The following is a 19,665-nucleotide window of genomic DNA, read 5'->3' on the forward strand; positions in this document are numbered from 1 at the left end:
GGAGTCTAATAAATTCAACGTTATTTCCGTTGAATCCTTCGAACCCACACCCCGACAGCACTATCAACTCCGGCCCATGGAATTCGCACTCTATGAATGCCTTATCTCTTATTGGCTCACCGACTGGATGAATCATTTCGTCGGCTTTTATCGTCTGTCTTACAAACTCCTTTTCTAAACGGTTGAAAGACGAAGGAGTTGCAGAAGTGGCCTCATAATAGTCGAGCTAACGCCTCACGACTGCGACCCCATTTCGCGATAGCGCGGAATATTGAAACTAGAATTAAGCCAGCAAAAAAGGCAAACCCCCAATAGAGAGGCTGGAGTGATTGGATATACGCTAGCGCGCTCATGAGAGCACCGCCGCCGATATAACCTGAGATTGTAGCCCAATTGGAAATAGCAGTTTGGACGAGACTAGCGAGCGATGTAACTCCTTCAAGCCGCGACAGAATACCTTTTCGATTTTGAGCCATAGCGATGCGCCCCAGATTCGGTTCCGCCGCATACTACTGCGGGTATCTGATGGGCAGGCAATACCACAATTCTTGTTGGCAGTGAATCAGCTAAATGGCGGCAGCCGGAGCTTTTTGGCGGTGGAAATGCGGGATTTTGCGGTTAGTGCCGGGATCAGGCGGGATCGCCGAGGCTCTTTCGGTGATGCCGGGAAAGAGCACTGATGCTCGGCGCGCCGCATATCAACCGACTCCCGCGCCCCGCGCCAGATTGCCGTTGCCGCGCGCGAGCGCTTTCCGGATGCTGGTCTGGGTCTGCGCATCGAACTGGCGGCTCCCGGCGAACTGCCTGATGCCGGCAGCGGTTGTCTGTTGGGACACGTTCTTGACGTAGGCTTGAAGATTGCCATTAGCGTCAACGCTCACGCCAACGCTGACATGAACCTGCGTCGAATCGCGGGCGTCTTGCGCTGCAAACGGCAGCCGCGTGACATTGCCAAGCGCGGATAGCGTGCCGCCTTCGGCGAAGCCGGGCAGATACGGCTTGCTGACCTCGTGCGGATAGACCGTGACGCCGCCGTTGAACACGCGGATGATCTCCGCGCCTTTCTCACCGACCACACCCCAGCCGGGACCGAAGGTGCCGCCGCCGGCGGCCGCGAAAGCCGGGAAGACCTGACTGCCGACCGTCATCGTGCCAGCGGCACCGCCGCCGCCGAACAGCCGGCCAACCAGTCCGCCGACTCCGCCGGAGCCGCCGCCGCCCAGGAACGAGCCGAACATATTGGAGACGAGGCTATCGAGCGCCTTGTCGGAGATCTTGTCGGCGACCCGCTGTACGGCATTGACGCCGGCCTTGCCGAATGCGTCCCACGCCGATGCACCGTTGGCGATCTCGGTGCGAAAATCGCGGAAGGTGCCCTGCGACAATTCAAGCGTCGTGCTCTTCAACTCGGTCATCGCCGCGTTGAAACGCAGCGTGCCGGTGATGCCGCTGTTCATCACCGCGTCGATGTTGTCGCCGTAAGCGCCGCGCAGAATGCCGGCGATGTTCTGTTCGCCGGCCGTGCGGCCGAGCTGCGAAAGGTCGAATGCGTTGTCCGATTGCAGCCTGGCGAGCGCAAGCTTCTGCGTCGCCTCGCCGGCGCGGGTCGCGATCTTCTCGATCTGGCTGGCATACCTTTCGGCAACACCGGCGCCGGCCTGGTGCGCGGCCTCGGTCAGGACAACCTGCGCCCGAAACTGTGCCATCGCGCCGGTCGAGCCGCCGAGCGCGGTTGCTCCTGCTTCCATCGAAGCCGACTGGCGATTGACCGATTTCAGGAAGCGTTCGAAGTTCGCGCCGGCGTCCTGCGTCGCCGTGGAAAACCCATACATCTTCTTCTTTGCATCGGAAGCCGTACCTCTGATGACATCAAGCCCGGTTTGGGTGGCTCCGAGCGCATCGGCTGTTTTCACAGCATCGCTTGTGAGCTTGATGAGCTCGCCGGCAGCTTGCCGGGTTGCAGGGCTAGCATTTCCGATCCGCGCGACTTCATCCATGAAGCCTCTGACGTCCGGCGTTCCTGCCTTGAATCCGGCATGCAGCTTGAAAATCGCATCCTCGAAAGGAGCGAATTCGGATTTGACTTGCTTGATTTGCTTGAGGAAGTCACCGATGTTGCCGAATGTGGTTGTGTTGGAGATGACCGCGCCGACTTGCTTATGCAGGGTATTCTGCAACGACATCGAATCGAGCGTCAGAAGCAGCTGACTGACGGCGGCCGATTGACGATAGAACTCACCGACCGAGCTCGCGGCGCCACTGAAGGCATCACGCACGGTGTCGACATGCTTGGCATTGTCCTCGAAAATCCTGGAGGCTGCCGCACCTTTCGACGACGCCAGGTCATAGAAGGCCGATACGGCCGTCGACGCGAGACCAATTGAACCAGAGATCAGGCCAAGCGAGCCGGCGGTACGAACTATAGCACCGAGACCGGCGGCGAAATTCACGGCGCCTGCGCTGGCCTTTACCAAAGCGCTCTCGCTGCCCAGCGTCTTTTGCCCCAGCTCTGCGACCTTTTGCGTCACGCCGGCGATGGCGCTGCCGAGATTGTCGTTTGCCGCGCCGGCCGCCTCGCTCATCCCCTTGATCTGGCCGGCCGCGCCTTGGGCCTTTTCGAATCCCTCGGCCATCTTCGCGCCAGCGTCGCCGCCATGCTTGGCGAGATCGTCGACCGCGCGCGAGGCATCGCTCGCGGCCTTTACGGCACCACTGGCGTCACCATCGATTTGTAATGAGACCCGCATTTGTTATTAATCGAGATAGGGCGTGACGATTAGCTTCGCGGTGCCCTTCCACTCGTTGCTTTCGCCGCCGGACGCGTATTCCGAGTTGAGCAACTTGAGCGCAGCACTTTCGTTGGTCGGCCCACAAACGAGCGTATCTGGCACGACGCCGAGCAGCTTTCCGGCGTCGTCCTTGAAAGCCATCATCGCCTTGCGGGCGGCCGAATAGTGGGCGGCATCAAGTGTCTGCTTCGATCCCCAGGCAAGTTGCCATAGGCCGAGGCCGACATTGCAACGTGCATCGGTGCCGTAGATGAATTCCTTGGTCATGAAGACGTTATCATCGGTTGGCTGGTCCTTGCGGGTCAACTGATAGGGCTTGCGCAACTGCCATATAAACGGCCGGATCGCCCGTGACGTGTCCAACAGAAACCATGCCGCGCTCGACCCGCTATCGGTGTTTGCCACGCTCGTTACGGGTGCATTCGCGTCGTCGCCGACAGGATGGTCAGTATCGAAAAAATTCTGACCGTCATAGCATTGCGTCGCGAAGGCGTTTTTGATCAGCGCGAACAGAAGTTCGTCAGGGTGCGTCTTCGCGCGCCGCCCCATTTCGGAAAACATCGGTCCGAATACGCCATATTGATCGTCGTCGATATCATCGCGCGGGACGCTGATCGTGCTTTCGAATGATGCGTTTTTGAGAATGTACGATTGAAGAGACAGATTCTGGACAACGCGCGGGCCAAGCCATTCCCGGAAGCCTGGCATGGCTCCCATCCATGCGTAATTCTCCTGCCGGGCAGAACTCGGCACTGTCATCGCAACCGAATCCACGTAGCTTTTTGCTCCGCCGAAAGCTTCATTGAAGCGCGTGTTGAAACCCTCAAACAGAGCGTTGAGATTGGCCTGATTGATGATCACCGTTGTGTCTCCTGCGCCGCAACGCGCGCTGTTTTGGATTTGAGGTAGGCCTCGCTTGTTAGGCCGAGGTTGGACGCAATTGCCATTTCGTCGTGCGACAGGTCGCCGATTATTAAGTCACGCTCAGGTGGAATCATGCTGGCGCGAGACGGCGTCAGGAGGCCATGCAGTCCACCCTTCGTCTTCGCGACGAACGTATCGAAGGCGGGCTTATTGACGCTGCACAGCGCAATGCCCCAGTCCTTCAAGAAGGGCAGAAGATTTGACATCTTGATCTGATCGGTGACGTGTTGAGTTGCGGCCTGTAGCGAAATGCCCTGGTTGAGCTTGTTGGTCTCAGCTACCACGCGCTCAAAATCGCCGATCGGGACAAATTTGGCTGGGTCGGGCACGGCGGCATGGCTCGCGGTGGTAAGTTCGGCTATCTTCGCGAGAATGTCGTCGATCGTGGCCTCATCGGATAGGCCGAGTGCAGTTCGCAGTTCGGGCAGGCGATCCATGTCGTTCGTCTCCATGCTGGCCAGCGCCGTGAGCTGGTCGAGATTCGGGTTGTTGGTGAGCGAAGCGCGCAACAGGCATCCGATCGTGCCATCGCTCGCGTGTTTGAAAACGGGCGAGAGATAACGGTACTCGCGATTGGCCAACTGCTCGGCTGCACGCGGCGTCCATTCGACGATGCCCCAGATGCCATCGGCGCGCGATTGCAGGCCCTTGATCCAGCCTGCGGCCGGAGCGGCACCGCCTTTTAGCGTCGCAAGGTCGATCGCATGATCATAGTCTATCGGCATCTGCCGCCGGCCGGCGTGCTGTCGGCTTGCCAGGATTACCGCATTGGGGTTTGTCAGCTTGTAGGGTCCGCGACCGTCGCGCCCATGGAACGTCCCGGCTGGGACAAGGTGAATGAACTGATCGTTGCTGGCGGCATCCACCTGCGACATCAGCGCGATGGCGACGGAATCAACGTTGGTTGAGGGGGCTGGCATCAAGCACCTTTCTTTGCCTTGCGGCGAAGTTGGCGGTGACGATATATGGTACGTTGCGTCACGCCGGCTTTGCGAGCAACTTCACGAGCTACTGTCTTGCCGTCATCAAGCTGTTGGATGGTTTGGCTCAATTTTAGATACGTGCCGGCGGTGTAGGCTGGAATTTCAATCGCCTCTCCGAAAAAATGCTCGCAAAGTGCGGTTGCGTTAGCTTGGCCAAGGGCAGTAACAAGCCAATGATCGGCGTTCGCGGCGGTTGGTATGTAAGGGCGCGTTCCACCGCACACTGCCACAAGCGCAAGCATACCTTCGTGCCCGATCACGGAGGCAATTTCGTCCAAAATTTCAGGCAGAGCGTGGGCCATGAAGGCGGTTGTAAAGCTGACAACTCTCAGGGGACAACCTGACAGGTGTCAGCCGGAGGCCTCAGCGTGGCAAAACGGGATTCTCGAAATTGTCGGGGTAATTTCCCGAGAAACGGCCGGGAAGAGAGTGCCCCTGACACCCTGAGCACCTGCGAGCCGCCTAGATCGGGCTGAGGTGCTTCAATTTCATCTTAAAAAGGCTTGATGTCTCAAACTACCGGGCCGCTACGCAAACGCACCAGCGGCCCGCTAATCGCGTTTTGGAGAGTTCGGGATTATAGAGCGGCTCGATACTCGCTGCCACAGGCCGTATCAATATCGATGTTATAGAGCAGCGAGGAGATTTCGCTGGAAAGGTAGCTGATGCGGCGGATCACGGGAGCAAGGTAGAAAGAGTGTTCATCCGTGGCCGGATTTTCGCCAGCCTTAAATGCTAAACGCCACGCTTCATTAGCAAGATATGAAAGCGCTTGAATTTCATCGTTAAAAACATCAACTCGCTTCAATACGTTTAGAACCGGGGTTGGGATTTCGGTGGATAGTTCCCTGGCTTCGTCGAGCTGATCTGGGGCTAGATCACGCTCGGCCATGTAGCCCTTTCTTTCGTGAATCGATCGAGTACGGATGTTTGGTTCGATATCTTTCATGCGTGTAGAGAATGTTTGGTTCATAATGCTCTCCTCATTGCACAGTGGGAAATTGGTTGTCGATCTGAAGCCCCGACAGCGTCAGGACTCCCATAAGCAGGCCGGCGCTTGCCTTCAGACTCTCGGTGAACTCACGCGTATATTCGTTGACGACTTCAATGTATTGCGCGTGCATCGTCTTGATATCGGCGGCGTCCTCCGTCGACTGTGTTCGCAGCGCCAGCTCGCGCGTGCACTGTTCGATAGCGTTGTTCATCACAACAAAATGTTCGGCAGCGAGCTGGTATGCTTCCGCAAACGCGCGGATGACGTTCAGGCGCTGGTCGGTATCAAGCATTCCAAAGTCGCAGTTGAGTTCGGTTTCGAGGCGAGATTTCATTTCAAGGCGCTCCGGTAGTGGGGGAATGGTTCGCATGCGCGGCGGATGTGTTCTGACTTGATGACTCTATTGCTGGCGAAACGCCGGGCTACTTCTAGGACGCTGACAACACCGTCCGTGTGGTGTGCGCGGCCGATCAGGCGCAACATTTTATAGGCGTCCAAGCCTTCAACGCCGAAGGTGTTCGACAGACGGTCTATGTCTTCATCAAGGATGCTGTTGACTTCGGCGCGGATGGGAACGCGCCGGCTGATTTGCGCAAAGACGCCTTTGTCGGTGTTGACGCGCTTCAGGACTTCGCTGTTTCCGCAAAAAATTAGGCTCATGTTTGTGAAGTCATGCAGGTGCAACAGCTCGCGGAACGCCTGAAGCTTCAGGTTCTGCGCTTCATCGATAATTAGTGCGCGCCCGGATAAATCGTACTGCATCATTTGCCTTTGCATATTGGCAAGGCTGCCATCGATGCTCATACTCATTGAGTTAGCCACTTCGCGGAAAAGGTCTCGCAAGGCATTCCCGGTGATGGCGGTGACTGTAAAAAATGATACAGGTCGATCGAAATGGATGCCTTCATTGGCTGCTTTCACATAAGCAGCGAGCGCAAAGGACTTGCCCACGCCCGGCCGTCCAACGATGGCTCCGTTTTTCTGCAACTCTCGCGCAAGGTCGATCGTGCGGAAAATGTCGCGTGACACCGATGTTTCGACAAACGTCATGATCATTTTCCCTTGAGCGCCTTCAGGGTGTTATCGAGGGCGATGCTTTGCCGGCGCTGAGCTTTGAGGTTCTTTTCGTGCTGGCGATCGGCACGGGCCGCCGGCGTTTCGCTTATGTGGCGCGCGATTACTGCGGCTTCGTCGGAAAGACCGATCCTTGCGATCGGCGTGGCGACCGTTGCATCTGTCATCTGCGCAGCAAGGCGAAGCCCTTCGGCGAGCGTGTCAACATCGGGTGTGCTGCGGTCTAGTTGTCGGATGGCCTTGCGGCGAGCCTTATCGACCTGCTTGGAGAGCATCGCGCCGCGCGGATCATCAAAAGCAAATGCCTCGACTGGGTCGGCGATACCGATGATCTCGCGTGTCTTGTAATCCAGCAGCGCCATCCGTTGTGGTGGCCAGTATTTCGGGATGCGTGCGATGATCTTAGATTTGAAGTAGCCTGACATTTCATCGCAGGCCCAACGCCGTCCGTTGACGTTGATGACGCCTTTCGCGATCGTGCAGACGCGGTCGTCAGCAAAGACGGTCAGTATTTCGCGATCGTCAACGGTGACGGGTTGCCAACCTTGCTCGATCGCAGCCTCATACGCTTGGCGAGGCGATCGGCCGGCGAGATGACCGCGCATCGGATACATTTCCATTTCGTGGATTCGACCTCGTATGACGTCACGAAGCATGTCGAACGTGCCGGGGAATGCCTTGGTTGGCCGGCCGACGCGTTCGGTCTTTTTGTTCATGCGATCGCCGCCGGTGTGGCCCGGCACGCCTTGAAGCATCTTTTCGACGATGGCGAACATGCCTTCGATTGGCTTGGCGGAGGCATTGTATGGTTGAGCGTGGACCACGCGCGTTGTGCGGCCGTCAGTGCCACGCAATTGCGAAACGAGTTGCAACGCATCGTTTATTTTTTCCGCGAACCGATACTCGCTGCCGTTGTCGATGTAGAGCGTTCGCGGCATACCCCACGTTGGATCGCAGAGCATGTGGCAGAAGCTCTGGATCAGGTCGGCATTGCGAATGCCCGTGCCGGCCTCGCATAGCACAAGGTCGAAGCGTAGGCGGTTCGTCGCGCCATCAAGCCAACCCAGCATCCGGGCATGTGCTGTTGAGCCGTCATCCCGTGTGCAAAGGATATCGATGGGGTGAACGTCGCCGATTACCCAATCCATCGGTTTCAAGAATGAGCGTGAGCGCTGAGTCCGGAACCGGTTATCTTCATAGGACTTGCGATCGTGGTACAGCGTGTGAACGTTCCGATAATGTCGCTCGGCAACGACGAATCGGCGCGGAACGAGCAGGGCGTTTTCGGGGATGGAATTGAAGTAGGAAAAGCCGGCGTCCGCGATCAGCTCACGGAATTTGATGTTGCTGCGACCCTCGATTAGCTTGAGAGTTTCGCCGGCCTTCCAATGGCCACGAATGTAGTTGCGCAGTTCGTCGGCGATGCGCTCCCAGGTCTCTGTGTCGAACGGAATGGCTTGTTCGGCCGCGAGTGAGATAACCACCTTGGATCGGCCTTTATCGGCGCGGGCGCGCGGCGCGAAGGCGAGGGGGCCATTCTCGCGATATTTTTGCAGGCGACGATAGATCGTGCGTGGGGTCAGCCGAATCGGCCGGCCGCGCCAGTTGGTGAGATCGCGCCGGTCGGCGAGCGCATCGACCGCAGATTTACGGTCTGGCCCATCTGTCATGGCCAGCAACGGTCCGAGGATTCGCAGCCACCAATCCCGCTCCGCGCCGCGTTGTTCGGTTAATCCCGCAATCCGGAGTACCGGCCTTGAGGTGACCTTCAAACGCTGTTGAAGGTCGGTTGGCAGGGAGTCGACGCGCACGAGGTAAGAATGCCCAGCAACGCCACCACGGCCGCCCGTAACCGGATCGACAACTAACTGAAACCCGCGCCAAGTTTTCCCTTCGAGGGCGCGCGCGATGGCACTCCGCGCCTTGCGCGCCGATATGTCGGCAAGCTCGGCAAACTCTGCCGTTGTCAGCCGAGCGGTCATTCGGCTGCATTTACCAGCGGGCGGAAAAGTAGTTTTTTCGGCTCAGCTTTGAGGCCCAGATCAACCGCGATCTGGTGCCCAATTCCCCTCTGGGACTTTCGGCGACCGCTAAGAACGGCGTACACGGTGCGAAGGTTGTAGCCCTTGGCCCGCGCCCATTCCGCCACCGATATTCCCTCGGCTTCGAACTTAGCCTTTACCTGGTTGGCGGTCATCATGGTAACCTCCCTGAATCAGTATAGTACCAATATGGTGTCATACAGTTACCAAAATGTCCACATACGCAAGCTCGAACGATCCCGCCGATGCCCGGTTTGGCGCGCGGGCAGTAATTGATCGCCTCAAGGAAGTGTTCGGGGTTTCGTCAGACGCGGCCCTTGCTGACGAGTTGCGCACGGCGAGGGCAAACATTTCCAAGTGGAAAGCGAGAAATTCCGTCCCCTATGCCGAGGCGGTCTACGCGTCGATCAGCAAGGGGATTTCGTTGGATTATCTTCTAGCTGGGAGCGGCAGCGTTGCGTCATCGCGGTTGCCATCAAACCTTGATCCCGAATTCATCAGGGCGGCACTTCAGTTGATTGTTCGCGCTGGGCTTCTCTCTATCGGTAAAGGCCACAAGCCTGCCGAGACTTTGGAGGCGGCTGCATCTTCCATCTCGGTTCAATACGAACGAGCCGAAAAAGCGATGTACGAACTGGTAGTTCACAGGGGACTAAGTGGCGTCGATGCGAGAAAAGCCGCTATCGTCGCAATTGAAATGCTGGATGCGGAGCTTGCCGCTCGGCAGCAGCGGTAGGGTCCGCAATGGGTCCGCAATATTCCGCGCAACTTCACTTGTCACAGGTGAAGGGTTCGCAACGCGAATAGCCTAAGCACTTGTTATTTATAAGAATCCCGATTTAGCCAACGATAATTGGCACCGCGATTTTGACACAATCTATCGTGGACCGATTGCGGACCCGCGCCCAGTTTTGAAATCAACGACTTAGATCGCTCTACCGCCAATTAGCTCTGGCGAGCGTCCGCCAAATAGCGTTTTCCGCTCCACTAAGGGTATATATCTGCTCGCGCCGGCAAAAGAACATATTGCGAACTAAGAACAAATGAGGTACGTTTGTTTTACCTGATGATCCACAGCCCATTCGTTGTCCCCTCCGCGAATCCCGTTCATAAGGAGCCCGGCCCATGTCTCAAGCTGCCCTGCGTATCGTCGAAGGATCCTCCATGGATAAGTCGAAGGCCCTGTCCGCCGCGCTGTCCCAGATCGAGCGTCAGTTCGGCAAGGGCTCGGTGATGAAGCTCGGCAAGAACGACAAGTCGATGGACATCGAGGTGATTTCCTCGGGCTCGCTCGGGCTCGACATCGCGCTTGGCGTCGGTGGCCTGCCGAAGGGGCGGGTGGTTGAGATTTACGGTCCGGAATCCTCCGGCAAGACCACGCTGGCGCTCCATACCGTGGCGGAAGCGCAGAAGAAGGGCGGTATCTGCGCCTTCATCGACGCCGAGCACGCGCTCGATCCGATCTATGCCCGCAAGCTTGGGGTCAAGGTCGACGACCTCCTGATATCGCAGCCCGATCACGGTGAGCAGGCGCTGGAAATCGCCGATACGCTGGTGCGCTCCGGCGCTGTGGATGTACTGATCATCGACTCGGTCGCGGCGCTGGTGCCGCGTGCCGAACTCGAGGGCGAGATGGGCGACGCGCTGCCCGGACTGCAGGCACGGCTGATGAGCCAGGCGCTGCGCAAGCTCACCGCCTCGATCAACAAGTCCAACACCATGGTGATCTTCATCAACCAGATCCGCATGAAGATCGGGGTGATGTACGGCTCGCCGGAAACCACGACCGGCGGCAATGCGCTGAAATTCTATGCCTCTGTGCGCCTCGACATCCGCCGCATCGGCGCGATCAAGGAGCGCGACGAGGTGGTCGGCAACCAGACCCGCGTCAAGGTGGTGAAGAACAAGCTGGCGCCGCCTTTCAAGCAGGTCGAGTTCGACATCATGTACGGCGAGGGCATCTCCAAGATGGGCGAAATCCTCGATCTCGGCGTCAAGGCCGGTATCGTCGAAAAATCCGGCGCCTGGTTCTCCCATGACAGCCAGCGCATGGGGCAGGGTCGCGAGAACGCGAAAGCGTTTTTGCGGGCTAATCCCGACATCACCGCGAAAATCGAGGTAGCGATCCGGCAGAATTCGGGTCTGCTCGCCGAGCAGATTCTGGTTGGCAGTCCTGAGCGCGATGCCGACGGCGAGGAGCCGGCGGAGGACTGACCCTTTCCGCTTCCGATGGAATCAGAAGCGGGAGTTCTCGAGCCCTTTCGCTTCTGATGGAATCAGAAGCGGGCTCTGATTTTGATTTGACGCGTTTTCTTCATGCGAACCGGTATCCATCCTCGGGTCAAGCTCAAGGACATGCCTCGTTCGAAAACGCTCTGAAGGTCGGCCGGCTGAGGTTTATTTCCGAGGCTCGGGCTTGTGCGGCTCGGGTTCGGTGCGACCCGCGAAGACGGGAATCCTTCGCGGAAGCGTATGTCGCGCCTTTCGGAAGCAGGCGGGCGCTGTGGATGTTGAGTTGCCGACATCCCCAGCGTCCGGTTTGTTTTTTGGCCACCTTCGAAGGACATCCTCCCCGCGTAACGGCTTTGCGGTCGCGTGCAATACGAAAGTCATCATGCTCCGCGAAAGCGGAGTATCCAGTCGTCATATTGCTCCCTGACTTCGGTCGCGCACGTTCGGTGACCGGATCGTCCGTTTTCGCGGACGATGACGCCTCATTTTCGGCCAGACCCTCCGGAGGGCGGCGATCTCGCTACTCCGCCGCCTGCGCGTAGTCTTCCATCGGCGGGCAGGAACAGACGAGGTTGCGATCGCCGTAGGCATTGTCGACTCGTCCGACCGGGCACCAGTATTTGTCCAACCGCGAGGTGCCAGCCGGAAAGCAGCCCTGGGCCCGGCTGTAGGGCCGAGACCAGGTATCGTCGGCGATGTCGTGCACCGTATGCGGCGCGTGGCGCAGCGGCGATGCCTCGACGCTCCAGCGTCCGGCCTCGATCTCCGCGATTTCTCGCCGGATCGCGATCATGGCGTCGCAGAATCGATCCAGTTCCGCCTTCGATTCGGATTCGGTCGGCTCGATCATCAACGTGCCCGGTACCGGAAAACTCATGGTCGGGGCATGGAAGCCGTAGTCGATCAGCCGCTTGGCGATATCGTCCACGGTGACGCCGGTTTCGGCCTTCAGCGCGCGGGGATCGATGATGCATTCATGCGCGACCCGGCCCTTCACGTTGCGGTACAGCACCGGAAAGTGCGGATCGAGCCGTTGTGCGACATAGTTGGCGTTGAGAATCGCGACTTCGGTGGCGCGCGTCAGGCCTTCGCCGCCCATCATCAGGACGTAGATGTAGGAAATGGTCAGGATCGAGGCCGAGCCGAACGGCGCCGCCGAGACCGCTCCGACCGCGGGCGGCGTGGCGCCGTCGGTCGCGGGGTGGCCGGGAAGGAAGGATGCGAGGTGCGCTTTCACGCCGATCGGGCCCATGCCCGGTCCGCCGCCGCCGTGCGGGATGCAAAAGGTCTTGTGCAGGTTGAGATGGCTGACGTCGGCGCCGTAATCGCCGGGCCGCGACAGGCCGACTTGCGCGTTCATGTTGGCGCCGTCGAGATAGACCTGTCCGCCGTGGCTATGCACGATGTCGCAGATCTCGCGGATGCGCTCCTCGAACACGCCGTGCGTCGAGGGATAGGTGATCATGATCGCGGCGAGCCGGTCGGCGTGCTGCGCCGCCTTGGCCCTGAGATCGTCGACGTCGACATCGCCGCGCGCATCGCAGGCCACCACCACGACCTCCATGCCGGCCATGTTGGCGGAGGCCGGATTGGTGCCGTGCGCCGAGGAGGGGATCAGGCACACCGTGCGGTGACTATCGCCGCGCGCTGCGTGATAGCCGCGGATCGCCAGCAGCCCGGCATATTCGCCCTGTGCGCCGGAGTTGGGCTGCAGCGAGATCGCATCGTAGCCGGTGATGTCGATCAGCCATTGTTCAAATTCTTCGAACAGCGCGTAATAACCCTCCGCCTGCTCGCACGGCGCGAACGGATGCAGGCCCGCGAATGCCGGCCACGTCAGCGGAATCATTTCGGTGGTGGCGTTGAGCTTCATCGTGCAGGAGCCGAGCGGGATCATCGCGCGGTCGAGTGCAAGGTCGCGGTCGCTGAGCTTTCGCATGTAGCGCAGCAGTTCGGTTTCCGAGCGGTGCGCGTGAAATACCGGATGGGTCAGATAGGCTGTTCTGCGGCCGAGATCGGCAGGCAGCAGGTCGGGGGCGTGCGCTTCGACGTCGGCGTAAGAGAACGCGGCGCCGAATGTGCGCCACACCGCTTCGACGATCTCCGGCGTGGTGAGTTCGTCGAGCGCGATGCCGAGCGTATGGTCGGCGTTGATCCGCAGGTTGATGCCCTGGCTGAGCGCGCGCCCGGCAATCTCGTTTTGCCGGTCGCCGACGCTCACGGTCAGCGTATCGAAAGCTGCATCGTTGAGCGGCGCGAAGCCGAGCCTCGTCAGTCCCGCCGCCAATGTCGCGGTGCGGCGATGCACGGTGCGCGCGATCTGCGCCAGTCCTTCGGGGCCATGATAGACTGCGTACATCGAGGAGATCACCGCCAGCAGCACCTGCGCGGTGCAGATGTTGGAGGTTGCTTTCTCGCGGCGGATATGTTGCTCGCGGGTCTGCAAAGCGAGGCGATAGGCCGGTGCCCCGCGGGAGTCCACGGAGAGGCCGACGATGCGGCCGGGCAGCAGCCGCTTCAGCGTGTCGCGCACCGCCATGTAGGCCGCGTGCGGGCCGCCATAGCCCATCGGCACGCCGAAGCGTTGCGCCGATCCAACTGCGATGTCGGCGCCGAGCACGCCGGGGGAGGCCAGCAGCGTCAGCGCCAGCAGGTCGGCGGCGACCACCGCAAGACCGCCCTTGGCCTTCAGTGTTGAGATCGCGGGGCGCAGGTCGCGCACCACGCCGGATGTGCCCGGATATTGCAGCACCGCGCCGAACACGTCCGCCTTGTCGAGATCGCGCAGCGGATCGCCGGTGACGAGCGTCCAGCCCAGCGGTTCGGCGCGGGTGCGCAGCACCGCCAGCGTCTGCGGATGCACCTCGTGATCGACGAAGAAGGCTTTTGTTTTCACCGATGATGCGCGCTCGGCGAGCGCCATCGCTTCGGCCACCGCGGTCGCTTCGTCGAGCAGCGAGGCGTTGGCGACATCGAGACCGGTGAGGTCGCAGATCATGGTCTGGAAATTGAACAGCGCTTCCAGCCGCCCCTGGCTGATTTCCGGCTGATAGGGCGTGTAGGCTGTGTACCACGCCGGGTTTTCCAGGATGTTGCGCTGGATCACCGCCGGCAGGATCGTGCCGGAATAGCCTTGCCCGATCAGCGAGGTGAACGCCTGGTTCTGCGCGGCGAGACTCTGCATGTGCGCCAGCGCTTCGGTTTCGCTTAAGCCTTCGCTTAAGCCTTGGCCGAGATCGAGCGGCGCCGCCTGCCGGATCGACGGCGGCAGCGCCTCGTTCATCAATGCCGCGAGGCTCTTCGCGCCGACGGTTTCCAGCATCGCGGCGATATCGCGTGACGACGGGCCGATATGGCGGCGCGCGAAGGTGGTGGCGGGCTCTTCACGGGCGGTCATCGAATTGCTCCTCGATGCATAAGTTAAGTTTAATGCGTCATGTCCCGTTTTGTGCCGGGCACGACAGGAATGCTCACGCCGTGTGCGCCTTGTAGGCGGCCTCATTCATCAGACCGCCGAGCTCGCTTTTGTCGGCGATTCTGAGCTTGAACAGCCACGCCTTGCCGTCGGCGTCGGAATTGACCAGCGCCGGCTCCGCGCTGAGCGCATCGTTGACTTCAAGGACTTCACCCGTAATCGGCGCATAAACGTCGGAGGCCGCCTTGACCGACTCGACCACCGCAGCAGTTTCGGCTTTCTTCAACTGGCGTCCGACTTTTGGCAGTTCGACGAACACGATGTCGCCGAGCTGCGACTGTGCGTGGTCGGTGATGCCGATGGTGGCGGTGTCGCCCTCGATACGGAGCCATTCGTGATCGGTGGTGTATAAAACGGTCATGACAAATCCTCAGCGCTTGTAATTATGGGGAACGAAAGGCATCTCGGACACGCGCAGCGGCAGCCGCTGTCCGCGCACGTCAGCAAAAACCGTGCCGCCGATGGCGGCGTGCAATGGCGGCAGATAGCCCATCGCGATCGGGGCATTGAGGCTCGGGCCGAAGCCGCCCGATGTCACGGTGCCGATCGGATCGGAGGAGCTTGCATCGGCGAACAGCGGCGCGCCTTCGCGCACCGGCGCACGGCCTTCCGGCCTCAGCCCGACGCGGCGGCGGGACGCGCCTTGCTCGAATTGGGGGAGAATTACGTTCGCGCCGGGGAAACCGCCGGCACGCGCGCCGCCGCTGCGCCGGCTTTTCTGCACCGACCATTCCAGCGCGGCCTCGACCGGCGTTGTCGTTGCGTCGATGTCATGACCGTAAAGGCAGAGGCCCGCCTCGAGCCGCAGGCTGTCGCGGGCGCCGAGGCCGACCGGCATCACGTCCGGATCGTCGAGCAGCCCGGACACCAGCGCTTCGGCCTGTGCAGCGGGAATAGAGATCTCGAAGCCGTCTTCGCCGGTGTAGCCGGAGCGCGAGACGAAGCAGGCGATGGCTCCCCCGGCGATTCGGACCTGGTGAGGCCCGGCATCCATGAAGCGCATCGCGGGCGCTTCAGGGCAGGCCTTCGCCAGCACCGACGCCGCCTTCGGGCCCTGCAGCGCGACCAGCGCGCGATCCGCGAGGACCTCGATCGTGCAGACATCGGAAAGGTGCTCGCGCAGATGCGCCTCGTCGGCGGCCTTGCAGGCCCCGTTGACCACCAGAAACAGGTGGTCGCCGAAATTGGCCACCATCAGGTCGTCGAGCAGGCCGCCGGCCGCATTGGTGAACAGGGCGTAGCGCTGCCGTCCCGGCGCGACCGCCACGATGTCCTGCGGCACCAGCCGTTCCAGTGCGAGCGCGGCGTCCCCGACCTTGCCGGATTTGGGCCGCAGCGCGATCTGGCCCATGTGCGAGACATCGAACAGGCCGGCGCCGGCACGGGTATGGAGATGTTCCTTCAGGACGCCGGATGCGTACTGAACCGGCATGTCGTGGCCCGCGAACGGCACCAGCCGGCCGCCGCGCGCCAAGTGCAGGGCGTGGAGGGGGGTTCGTTGCAGAACCGGAGCTTCGGAAACGTCCGTCGACATCAGGAGCCTCGCGGTTACAAAGGGACGATTCCCTGAAAACCCGTTAGAGACCCCATCTGTCGCTGTGCCTGAGAGTATTATCCCGTCGGCGGACCCTCCCGGGCTGTCGGCCCGCAGGGTCTCTTTCCAGATGTAACAAGTCGCGCGGTCCGTTTGCCTGAGAGTTTCCGGGGCGGTTGCTCCTTCGGCGCCGGCCTGTTTCCATTCAGAAACGGCCGATCTCTCCCGACGCGACTTAACAAGCAGATATGAGGAAAATACGGTTTCAGCAAGGCTGTCAACGCAGTGCAGCATCTTTCAACGGATGTTATTTGAATCGGCCAACCCCCTGATCCTCCTGCACACTTTCTGGACAGCCCGGCCGCCCCCGTCTAAAAGCGGTCGCTGGACAAAATGCGACTGCTAACTTGCGCGTATTCTGATCGCAAAACCGGTATCCACTTTTGCGGAATACGCGCTCAGGGCCGCGAGCCCTTTTGACGCGATGGAACACAATGAGCGGCGTTAACGACATCAGGTCGGCGTTTCTGAACTACTTCGCGGCCAACGGCCACGAGATCGTGCCCTCATCGCCGCTGGTTCCGCGCAACGATCCGACGCTGATGTTCACCAACGCGGGCATGGTGCAGTTCAAGAACGTCTTTACGGGCGTCGAGAAGCGGCCCTATCAGCGCGCCACCACCTCGCAGAAATGCGTGCGCGCCGGCGGCAAGCACAACGACCTCGACAATGTCGGCTATACCGCGCGGCACCACACCTTCTTCGAGATGCTCGGCAACTTCTCGTTCGGCGACTACTTCAAGGACCGCGCCATCGAACTGGCGTGGAAACTGGTGACTGAGGAATTCGGCCTGCCGAAGGACAAGCTCATCGCCACCGTCTACATCGACGACGATGAGGCGTTCGGACTCTGGAAGAAGATCGCAGGCCTGCCGGACTCGCGCATCATCCGCATCGCCGGCGCCGACAATTTCTGGCAGATGGGAGACACCGGCCCGTGCGGTCCGTGCTCGGAGATCTTCTACGATCACGGCGACAAAATTCCCGGCGGGCCTCCGGGATCGCCGGACGAGGATGGCGACCGTTTCGTCGAGATATGGAATCTCGTATTCATGCAATACGAGAAGCTGCCGGACGGCAGCCGCCTCAACCTGCCGAAGCCGTCGATCGACACCGGCGCCGGTCTTGAGCGCGTGGCCGCCGTGCTTCAGGGCAAGCACGACAACTACGACATCGACCTGTTCGTCGCGCTGATCCGCGCCGCGGCCGATCTGACCGGCGCGGACCCGCATGGCCCGATGAAGGCGTCGCTGCGCGTGATCGCAGATCACTTGCGCGCAACCTCGTTCCTGATCGCCGACGGCGTGCTGCCGTCGAACGAAGGCCGCGGCTACGTGCTGCGCCGGATCATGCGGCGCGCGATGCGTCACGCCCAATTGCTCGGCGCGAAGGAGCCGCTGATGTGGCGGCTGGTCGGTGTGCTGGTGCGCGAGATGGGGGAGGCCTTTCCCGAGTTGCAGCGCGCGCGGCCATTGATCGAGGAAACGCTGCGGCTCGAGGAGACGCGCTTCCGCAAGACGCTGGAGCGCGGGCTCTCTATTCTCGACGAGAAGAGCGCGTCGCTGAAGAAAGGCGACATGTTCGACGGCGAGACCGCGTTCACGCTGTACGACACCTACGGCTTCCCGCTCGATCTGACGCAGGACGCGTTGCGTGCGCGCGGCATCGGCGTGGATATCGCATCGTTCACCGATGCGATGGAACAGCAGAAGGCCAAGGCGAGGGCGTCGTGGTCGGGCTCGGGCGAGGCCGCCACTGAGACGATCTGGTTTCCTTTGCGCGAAAAACTCGGGGCCACGGAATTTCTCGGCTACGAGACCGAGATCGCGGAGGGCGCCGTCGCTGCGCTCGTGAAGGACGGCAAGGAAGCCGACAGCCTCAAGGCCGGCGAGAGCGGGGCCATCGTTTTGAACCAGACGCCGTTCTATGGCGAATCCGGCGGTCAGGTCGGCGACACCGGCATTCTGACCGGCGATGGCGTGCGCGTCCGCGTCACCGATACGCAGAAGAAGGCAGGCGATCTGTTCGTGCATCTCGGCACCGTCGAGCAGGGCACACTCACGCCCGGCATGGCGCTGGCGCTGGAGGTTGACCGCGCCCGGCGCGGCGCGATCCGCGCCAACCATTCCGCGACCCATTTGCTGCACGAGGCGCTGCGGCAGGTACTCGGCGATCACATCGCGCAGCGCGGCTCGCTGGTCGCGCCGGAGCGGCTGAGGTTCGATTTCGTCCACAACAAACCGATCAGCGCGGACGAGCTGCGCCGCATCGAGGACATCGCCAACGACGTCGTGTTGGAGAACGGCGAGGTGACGACCCGCCTGATGGCGGTGGACGATGCGCGCGAGGCCGGGGCACGGGCGCTGTTCGGCGAAAAGTACGGCGACGAGGTGCGCGTGGTGTCCATGGGCAGCACGGGGCGGCAGGGCGCGGCGAGCAACGCGCTTGGCTGGTCGGTCGAGCTCTGCGGCGGCACCCATGTGAAACGCACCGGCGATATCGGGCTGATCTCGGTGACCGGCGAAAGCGCGGTCGCCTCGGGCGTGCGCCGGATCGAGGCGCTGACCGGGCATCATGCGCGCCATCACGCCAACGACGCCATCCAGCTTGCGAAAACCGCCGCCGGCGAGTTGCGCACCACGCTCGACGATATGCCGCCGCGGATCACCTCGCTGATGGAGGAACGCAAGAAACTCGAGCGCGAACTGTCCGAAGCGCGCAAGAAACTCGCCATGGGCGGCGGGGCCGCGAGCGCATCGTCCGGCGCGGCGGGCGTGCGCGATGTCGGCGGCATCAAGCTGATGGCGCGTTCGGTCGAGGGCATCGAGATCAAGGATCTCAAGAACCTCGCCGATCAGGGCAAGAAGCAACTGGGTTCGGGCGTGGTTGCGCTGGTCGCGACCAGCGGCGACGGCAAGGCGAGCATCGTGGTCGGCGTGACGCCCGATCTCGTGACGCGCTTCTCGGCGGTCGATCTTGTGCGCAAGGCGTCGGAAGTGCTCGGCGGCAAGGGCGGCGGTGGCAAACCGGACATGGCGCAGGCCGGCGGTCCGGATGGCGCCAAAGCGGGCGCCGCGCTCGACGCCATCGCCGCGGCAATGGGCGGCTAAGCCATCCGATGCTCGCGGTTCGAGCGGCTGCTCATTGCACCACGCAAAACACACACAGCTTGTTGCCGGTCGGATCGCGCAGATACGCTGCGTAAAATCCGGATTTCGCATCCGGTGGGCGAAAGCCCGGCGCTCCTTCGTCAGTGCCGCCGTTCTTCATCCCACCGTCATACGCGGCTTTCACTGCCTCCGGCGAGGGCGCGGCATAAGCGACCATGATGCCATTTCCCGCCCGCGCGGCCTTGCCGTCGAACGGTGAGCAGATCGCGGTATCGCAATCCATCATGGTTTTGCCGGGACCCGTTTTGCCGTAACCGATCCAGCCGCCGCCCGCGAGTTTGCGTTCGCTGCCAATGGGATCAAAGAAGGCATCGTAAAAGTCGCCCGATTTATCGCCGTCAATTGCGCCGATGGTGACATAAGCGATCATAGCGTCCTCCGTTTCGGA

16 protein-coding genes and 2 riboswitches are annotated in these 19,665 nt (G+C 61.0%); of the genes, 3 read left to right on the plus strand and 13 right to left on the minus strand.

Annotation, left to right across the window (positions count from 1 at the left end; all coding sequences use genetic code 11):
• Window positions 1-698: 698 nt before the first annotated feature.
• The 9 genes from NHAM_RS08215 to NHAM_RS08255 form a co-directional block, all read right to left on the minus strand.
• The gene (locus NHAM_RS08215; RefSeq protein ID WP_011510110.1) at window positions 699-2,747 is read right to left on the minus strand and encodes a hypothetical protein; all 2,049 of its coding nucleotides are present in this window, start codon (window positions 2,745-2,747) and stop codon (window positions 699-701) included.
• Window positions 2,748-2,753: 6 nt separating this feature from the next.
• Window positions 2,754-3,650 (minus strand): Mu-like prophage major head subunit gpT family protein, encoded by an 897-nt coding sequence (locus NHAM_RS08220; RefSeq protein ID WP_011510111.1) that lies wholly within the window; start codon window positions 3,648-3,650, stop codon window positions 2,754-2,756.
• Window positions 3,647-4,633 carry a phage protease gene (locus NHAM_RS23985; RefSeq protein ID WP_011510112.1) on the minus strand — a complete coding sequence of 329 codons (987 nt, stop codon included), beginning with the start codon at window positions 4,631-4,633 and terminating at the stop codon, window positions 3,647-3,649. Before NHAM_RS23985 ends, NHAM_RS08220 begins: the two co-directional genes overlap by 4 nt.
• Window positions 4,633-4,998 (minus strand): hypothetical protein, encoded by a 366-nt coding sequence (locus tag NHAM_RS08230; protein ID WP_011510113.1) that lies wholly within the window; start codon window positions 4,996-4,998, stop codon window positions 4,633-4,635. Before NHAM_RS08230 ends, NHAM_RS23985 begins: the two co-directional genes overlap by 1 nt.
• 275 nt (window positions 4,999-5,273) lie before the next feature.
• Entirely contained in the window at window positions 5,274-5,669 is a 396-nt protein-coding gene (locus NHAM_RS08235) for a hypothetical protein (protein WP_157043564.1), read from the minus strand.
• Window positions 5,670-5,679: 10 nt separating this feature from the next.
• Window positions 5,680-6,024 (minus strand): hypothetical protein, encoded by a 345-nt coding sequence (locus NHAM_RS08240; RefSeq protein ID WP_011510115.1) that lies wholly within the window; start codon window positions 6,022-6,024, stop codon window positions 5,680-5,682.
• Window positions 6,021-6,740 carry an ATP-binding protein gene (locus NHAM_RS08245; protein WP_011510116.1) on the minus strand — a complete coding sequence of 240 codons (720 nt, stop codon included), beginning with the start codon at window positions 6,738-6,740 and terminating at the stop codon, window positions 6,021-6,023. The genes NHAM_RS08240 and NHAM_RS08245 overlap by 4 nt, the downstream gene beginning before the upstream one ends.
• A 2-nt stretch (window positions 6,741-6,742) precedes the next feature.
• Window positions 6,743-8,746, minus strand: coding sequence for a hypothetical protein (locus NHAM_RS08250; protein ID WP_011510117.1), 2,004 nt, complete (start codon window positions 8,744-8,746; stop codon window positions 6,743-6,745).
• Entirely contained in the window at window positions 8,743-8,964 is a 222-nt protein-coding gene (locus NHAM_RS08255) for a DNA-binding protein (RefSeq protein ID WP_011510118.1), read from the minus strand. The genes NHAM_RS08250 and NHAM_RS08255 overlap by 4 nt, the downstream gene beginning before the upstream one ends.
• A 53-nt stretch (window positions 8,965-9,017) precedes the next feature.
• Here NHAM_RS08255 and NHAM_RS23990 point away from each other — a divergent pair, with 53 nt between their 5' ends.
• On the plus strand, window positions 9,018-9,542 hold the full coding sequence (locus tag NHAM_RS23990; RefSeq protein WP_011510119.1) for a helix-turn-helix domain-containing protein: 525 nt from the start codon (window positions 9,018-9,020) through the stop codon (window positions 9,540-9,542).
• A gap of 389 nt (window positions 9,543-9,931) precedes the next feature.
• Complete coding sequence (recA, locus tag NHAM_RS08265) at window positions 9,932-11,020, plus strand: recombinase RecA (protein ID WP_011510120.1); 1,089 nt, start codon at window positions 9,932-9,934, stop codon at window positions 11,018-11,020.
• A gap of 538 nt (window positions 11,021-11,558) precedes the next feature.
• On the opposite strand, the gene gcvP is transcribed toward recA, so the two are convergent.
• The 3 genes from gcvP to gcvT form a co-directional block, all read right to left on the minus strand.
• Window positions 11,559-14,435 (minus strand): aminomethyl-transferring glycine dehydrogenase, encoded by a 2,877-nt coding sequence (gene gcvP / locus NHAM_RS08270; RefSeq protein ID WP_011510122.1) that lies wholly within the window; start codon window positions 14,433-14,435, stop codon window positions 11,559-11,561.
• A 73-nt stretch (window positions 14,436-14,508) separates the two neighbouring features.
• On the minus strand, window positions 14,509-14,874 hold the full coding sequence (gene gcvH / locus NHAM_RS08275; protein WP_011510123.1) for a glycine cleavage system protein GcvH: 366 nt from the start codon (window positions 14,872-14,874) through the stop codon (window positions 14,509-14,511).
• Window positions 14,875-14,883: 9 nt separating this feature from the next.
• On the minus strand, window positions 14,884-16,047 hold the full coding sequence (gene gcvT, locus NHAM_RS08280; RefSeq protein ID WP_011510124.1) for a glycine cleavage system aminomethyltransferase GcvT: 1,164 nt from the start codon (window positions 16,045-16,047) through the stop codon (window positions 14,884-14,886).
• 50 nt (window positions 16,048-16,097) lie between these two features.
• A riboswitch (glycine riboswitch) is annotated at window positions 16,098-16,182 on the minus strand.
• Window positions 16,183-16,286, minus strand: a riboswitch (glycine riboswitch).
• 255 nt (window positions 16,287-16,541) lie between these two features.
• Between gcvT and alaS the strand changes: the two genes are divergently transcribed.
• Window positions 16,542-19,217: an alanine--tRNA ligase gene (alaS, locus tag NHAM_RS08285; protein WP_041357852.1), complete on the plus strand. Its 2,676-nt coding sequence runs from the start codon at window positions 16,542-16,544 to the stop codon at window positions 19,215-19,217.
• Window positions 19,218-19,248: 31 nt separating this feature from the next.
• Here the strand turns inward: alaS and NHAM_RS08290 are convergent, their stop codons facing one another.
• The gene (locus tag NHAM_RS08290; RefSeq protein WP_011510126.1) at window positions 19,249-19,647 is read right to left on the minus strand and encodes a VOC family protein; all 399 of its coding nucleotides are present in this window, start codon (window positions 19,645-19,647) and stop codon (window positions 19,249-19,251) included.
• Window positions 19,648-19,665: the final 18 nt, after the last annotated feature.

The sequence above is a fragment of the Nitrobacter hamburgensis X14 genome (assembly GCF_000013885.1).
GTDB lineage: Bacteria > Pseudomonadota > Alphaproteobacteria > Rhizobiales > Xanthobacteraceae > Nitrobacter > Nitrobacter hamburgensis.

Coding starts and splice junctions, on each gene's coding strand:
- NHAM_RS08235 (WP_157043564.1), bottom strand. CDS start 5,669: ATGAACCAAACATTCTCTACACGCATGAAAGATATCGAACCAAACATC.
- gcvH (WP_011510123.1), bottom strand. CDS start 14,874: ATGACCGTTTTATACACCACCGATCACGAATGGCTCCGTATCGAGGGC.
- NHAM_RS08215 (WP_011510110.1), bottom strand. CDS start 2,747: ATGCGGGTCTCATTACAAATCGATGGTGACGCCAGTGGTGCCGTAAAG.
- gcvT (WP_011510124.1), bottom strand. CDS start 16,047: ATGTCGACGGACGTTTCCGAAGCTCCGGTTCTGCAACGAACCCCCCTC.
- NHAM_RS23990 (WP_011510119.1), top strand. CDS start 9,018: ATGTCCACATACGCAAGCTCGAACGATCCCGCCGATGCCCGGTTTGGC.
- recA (WP_011510120.1), top strand. CDS start 9,932: ATGTCTCAAGCTGCCCTGCGTATCGTCGAAGGATCCTCCATGGATAAG.
- NHAM_RS23985 (WP_011510112.1), bottom strand. CDS start 4,633: ATGCCAGCCCCCTCAACCAACGTTGATTCCGTCGCCATCGCGCTGATG.
- alaS (WP_041357852.1), top strand. CDS start 16,542: ATGAGCGGCGTTAACGACATCAGGTCGGCGTTTCTGAACTACTTCGCG.
- NHAM_RS08290 (WP_011510126.1), bottom strand. CDS start 19,647: ATGATCGCTTATGTCACCATCGGCGCAATTGACGGCGATAAATCGGGC.
- NHAM_RS08230 (WP_011510113.1), bottom strand. CDS start 4,998: ATGGCCCACGCTCTGCCTGAAATTTTGGACGAAATTGCCTCCGTGATC.
- NHAM_RS08250 (WP_011510117.1), bottom strand. CDS start 8,746: ATGACCGCTCGGCTGACAACGGCAGAGTTTGCCGAGCTTGCCGACATA.
- NHAM_RS08255 (WP_011510118.1), bottom strand. CDS start 8,964: ATGATGACCGCCAACCAGGTAAAGGCTAAGTTCGAAGCCGAGGGAATA.
- NHAM_RS08240 (WP_011510115.1), bottom strand. CDS start 6,024: ATGAAATCTCGCCTCGAAACCGAACTCAACTGCGACTTTGGAATGCTT.
- gcvP (WP_011510122.1), bottom strand. CDS start 14,435: ATGACCGCCCGTGAAGAGCCCGCCACCACCTTCGCGCGCCGCCATATC.
- NHAM_RS08245 (WP_011510116.1), bottom strand. CDS start 6,740: ATGACGTTTGTCGAAACATCGGTGTCACGCGACATTTTCCGCACGATC.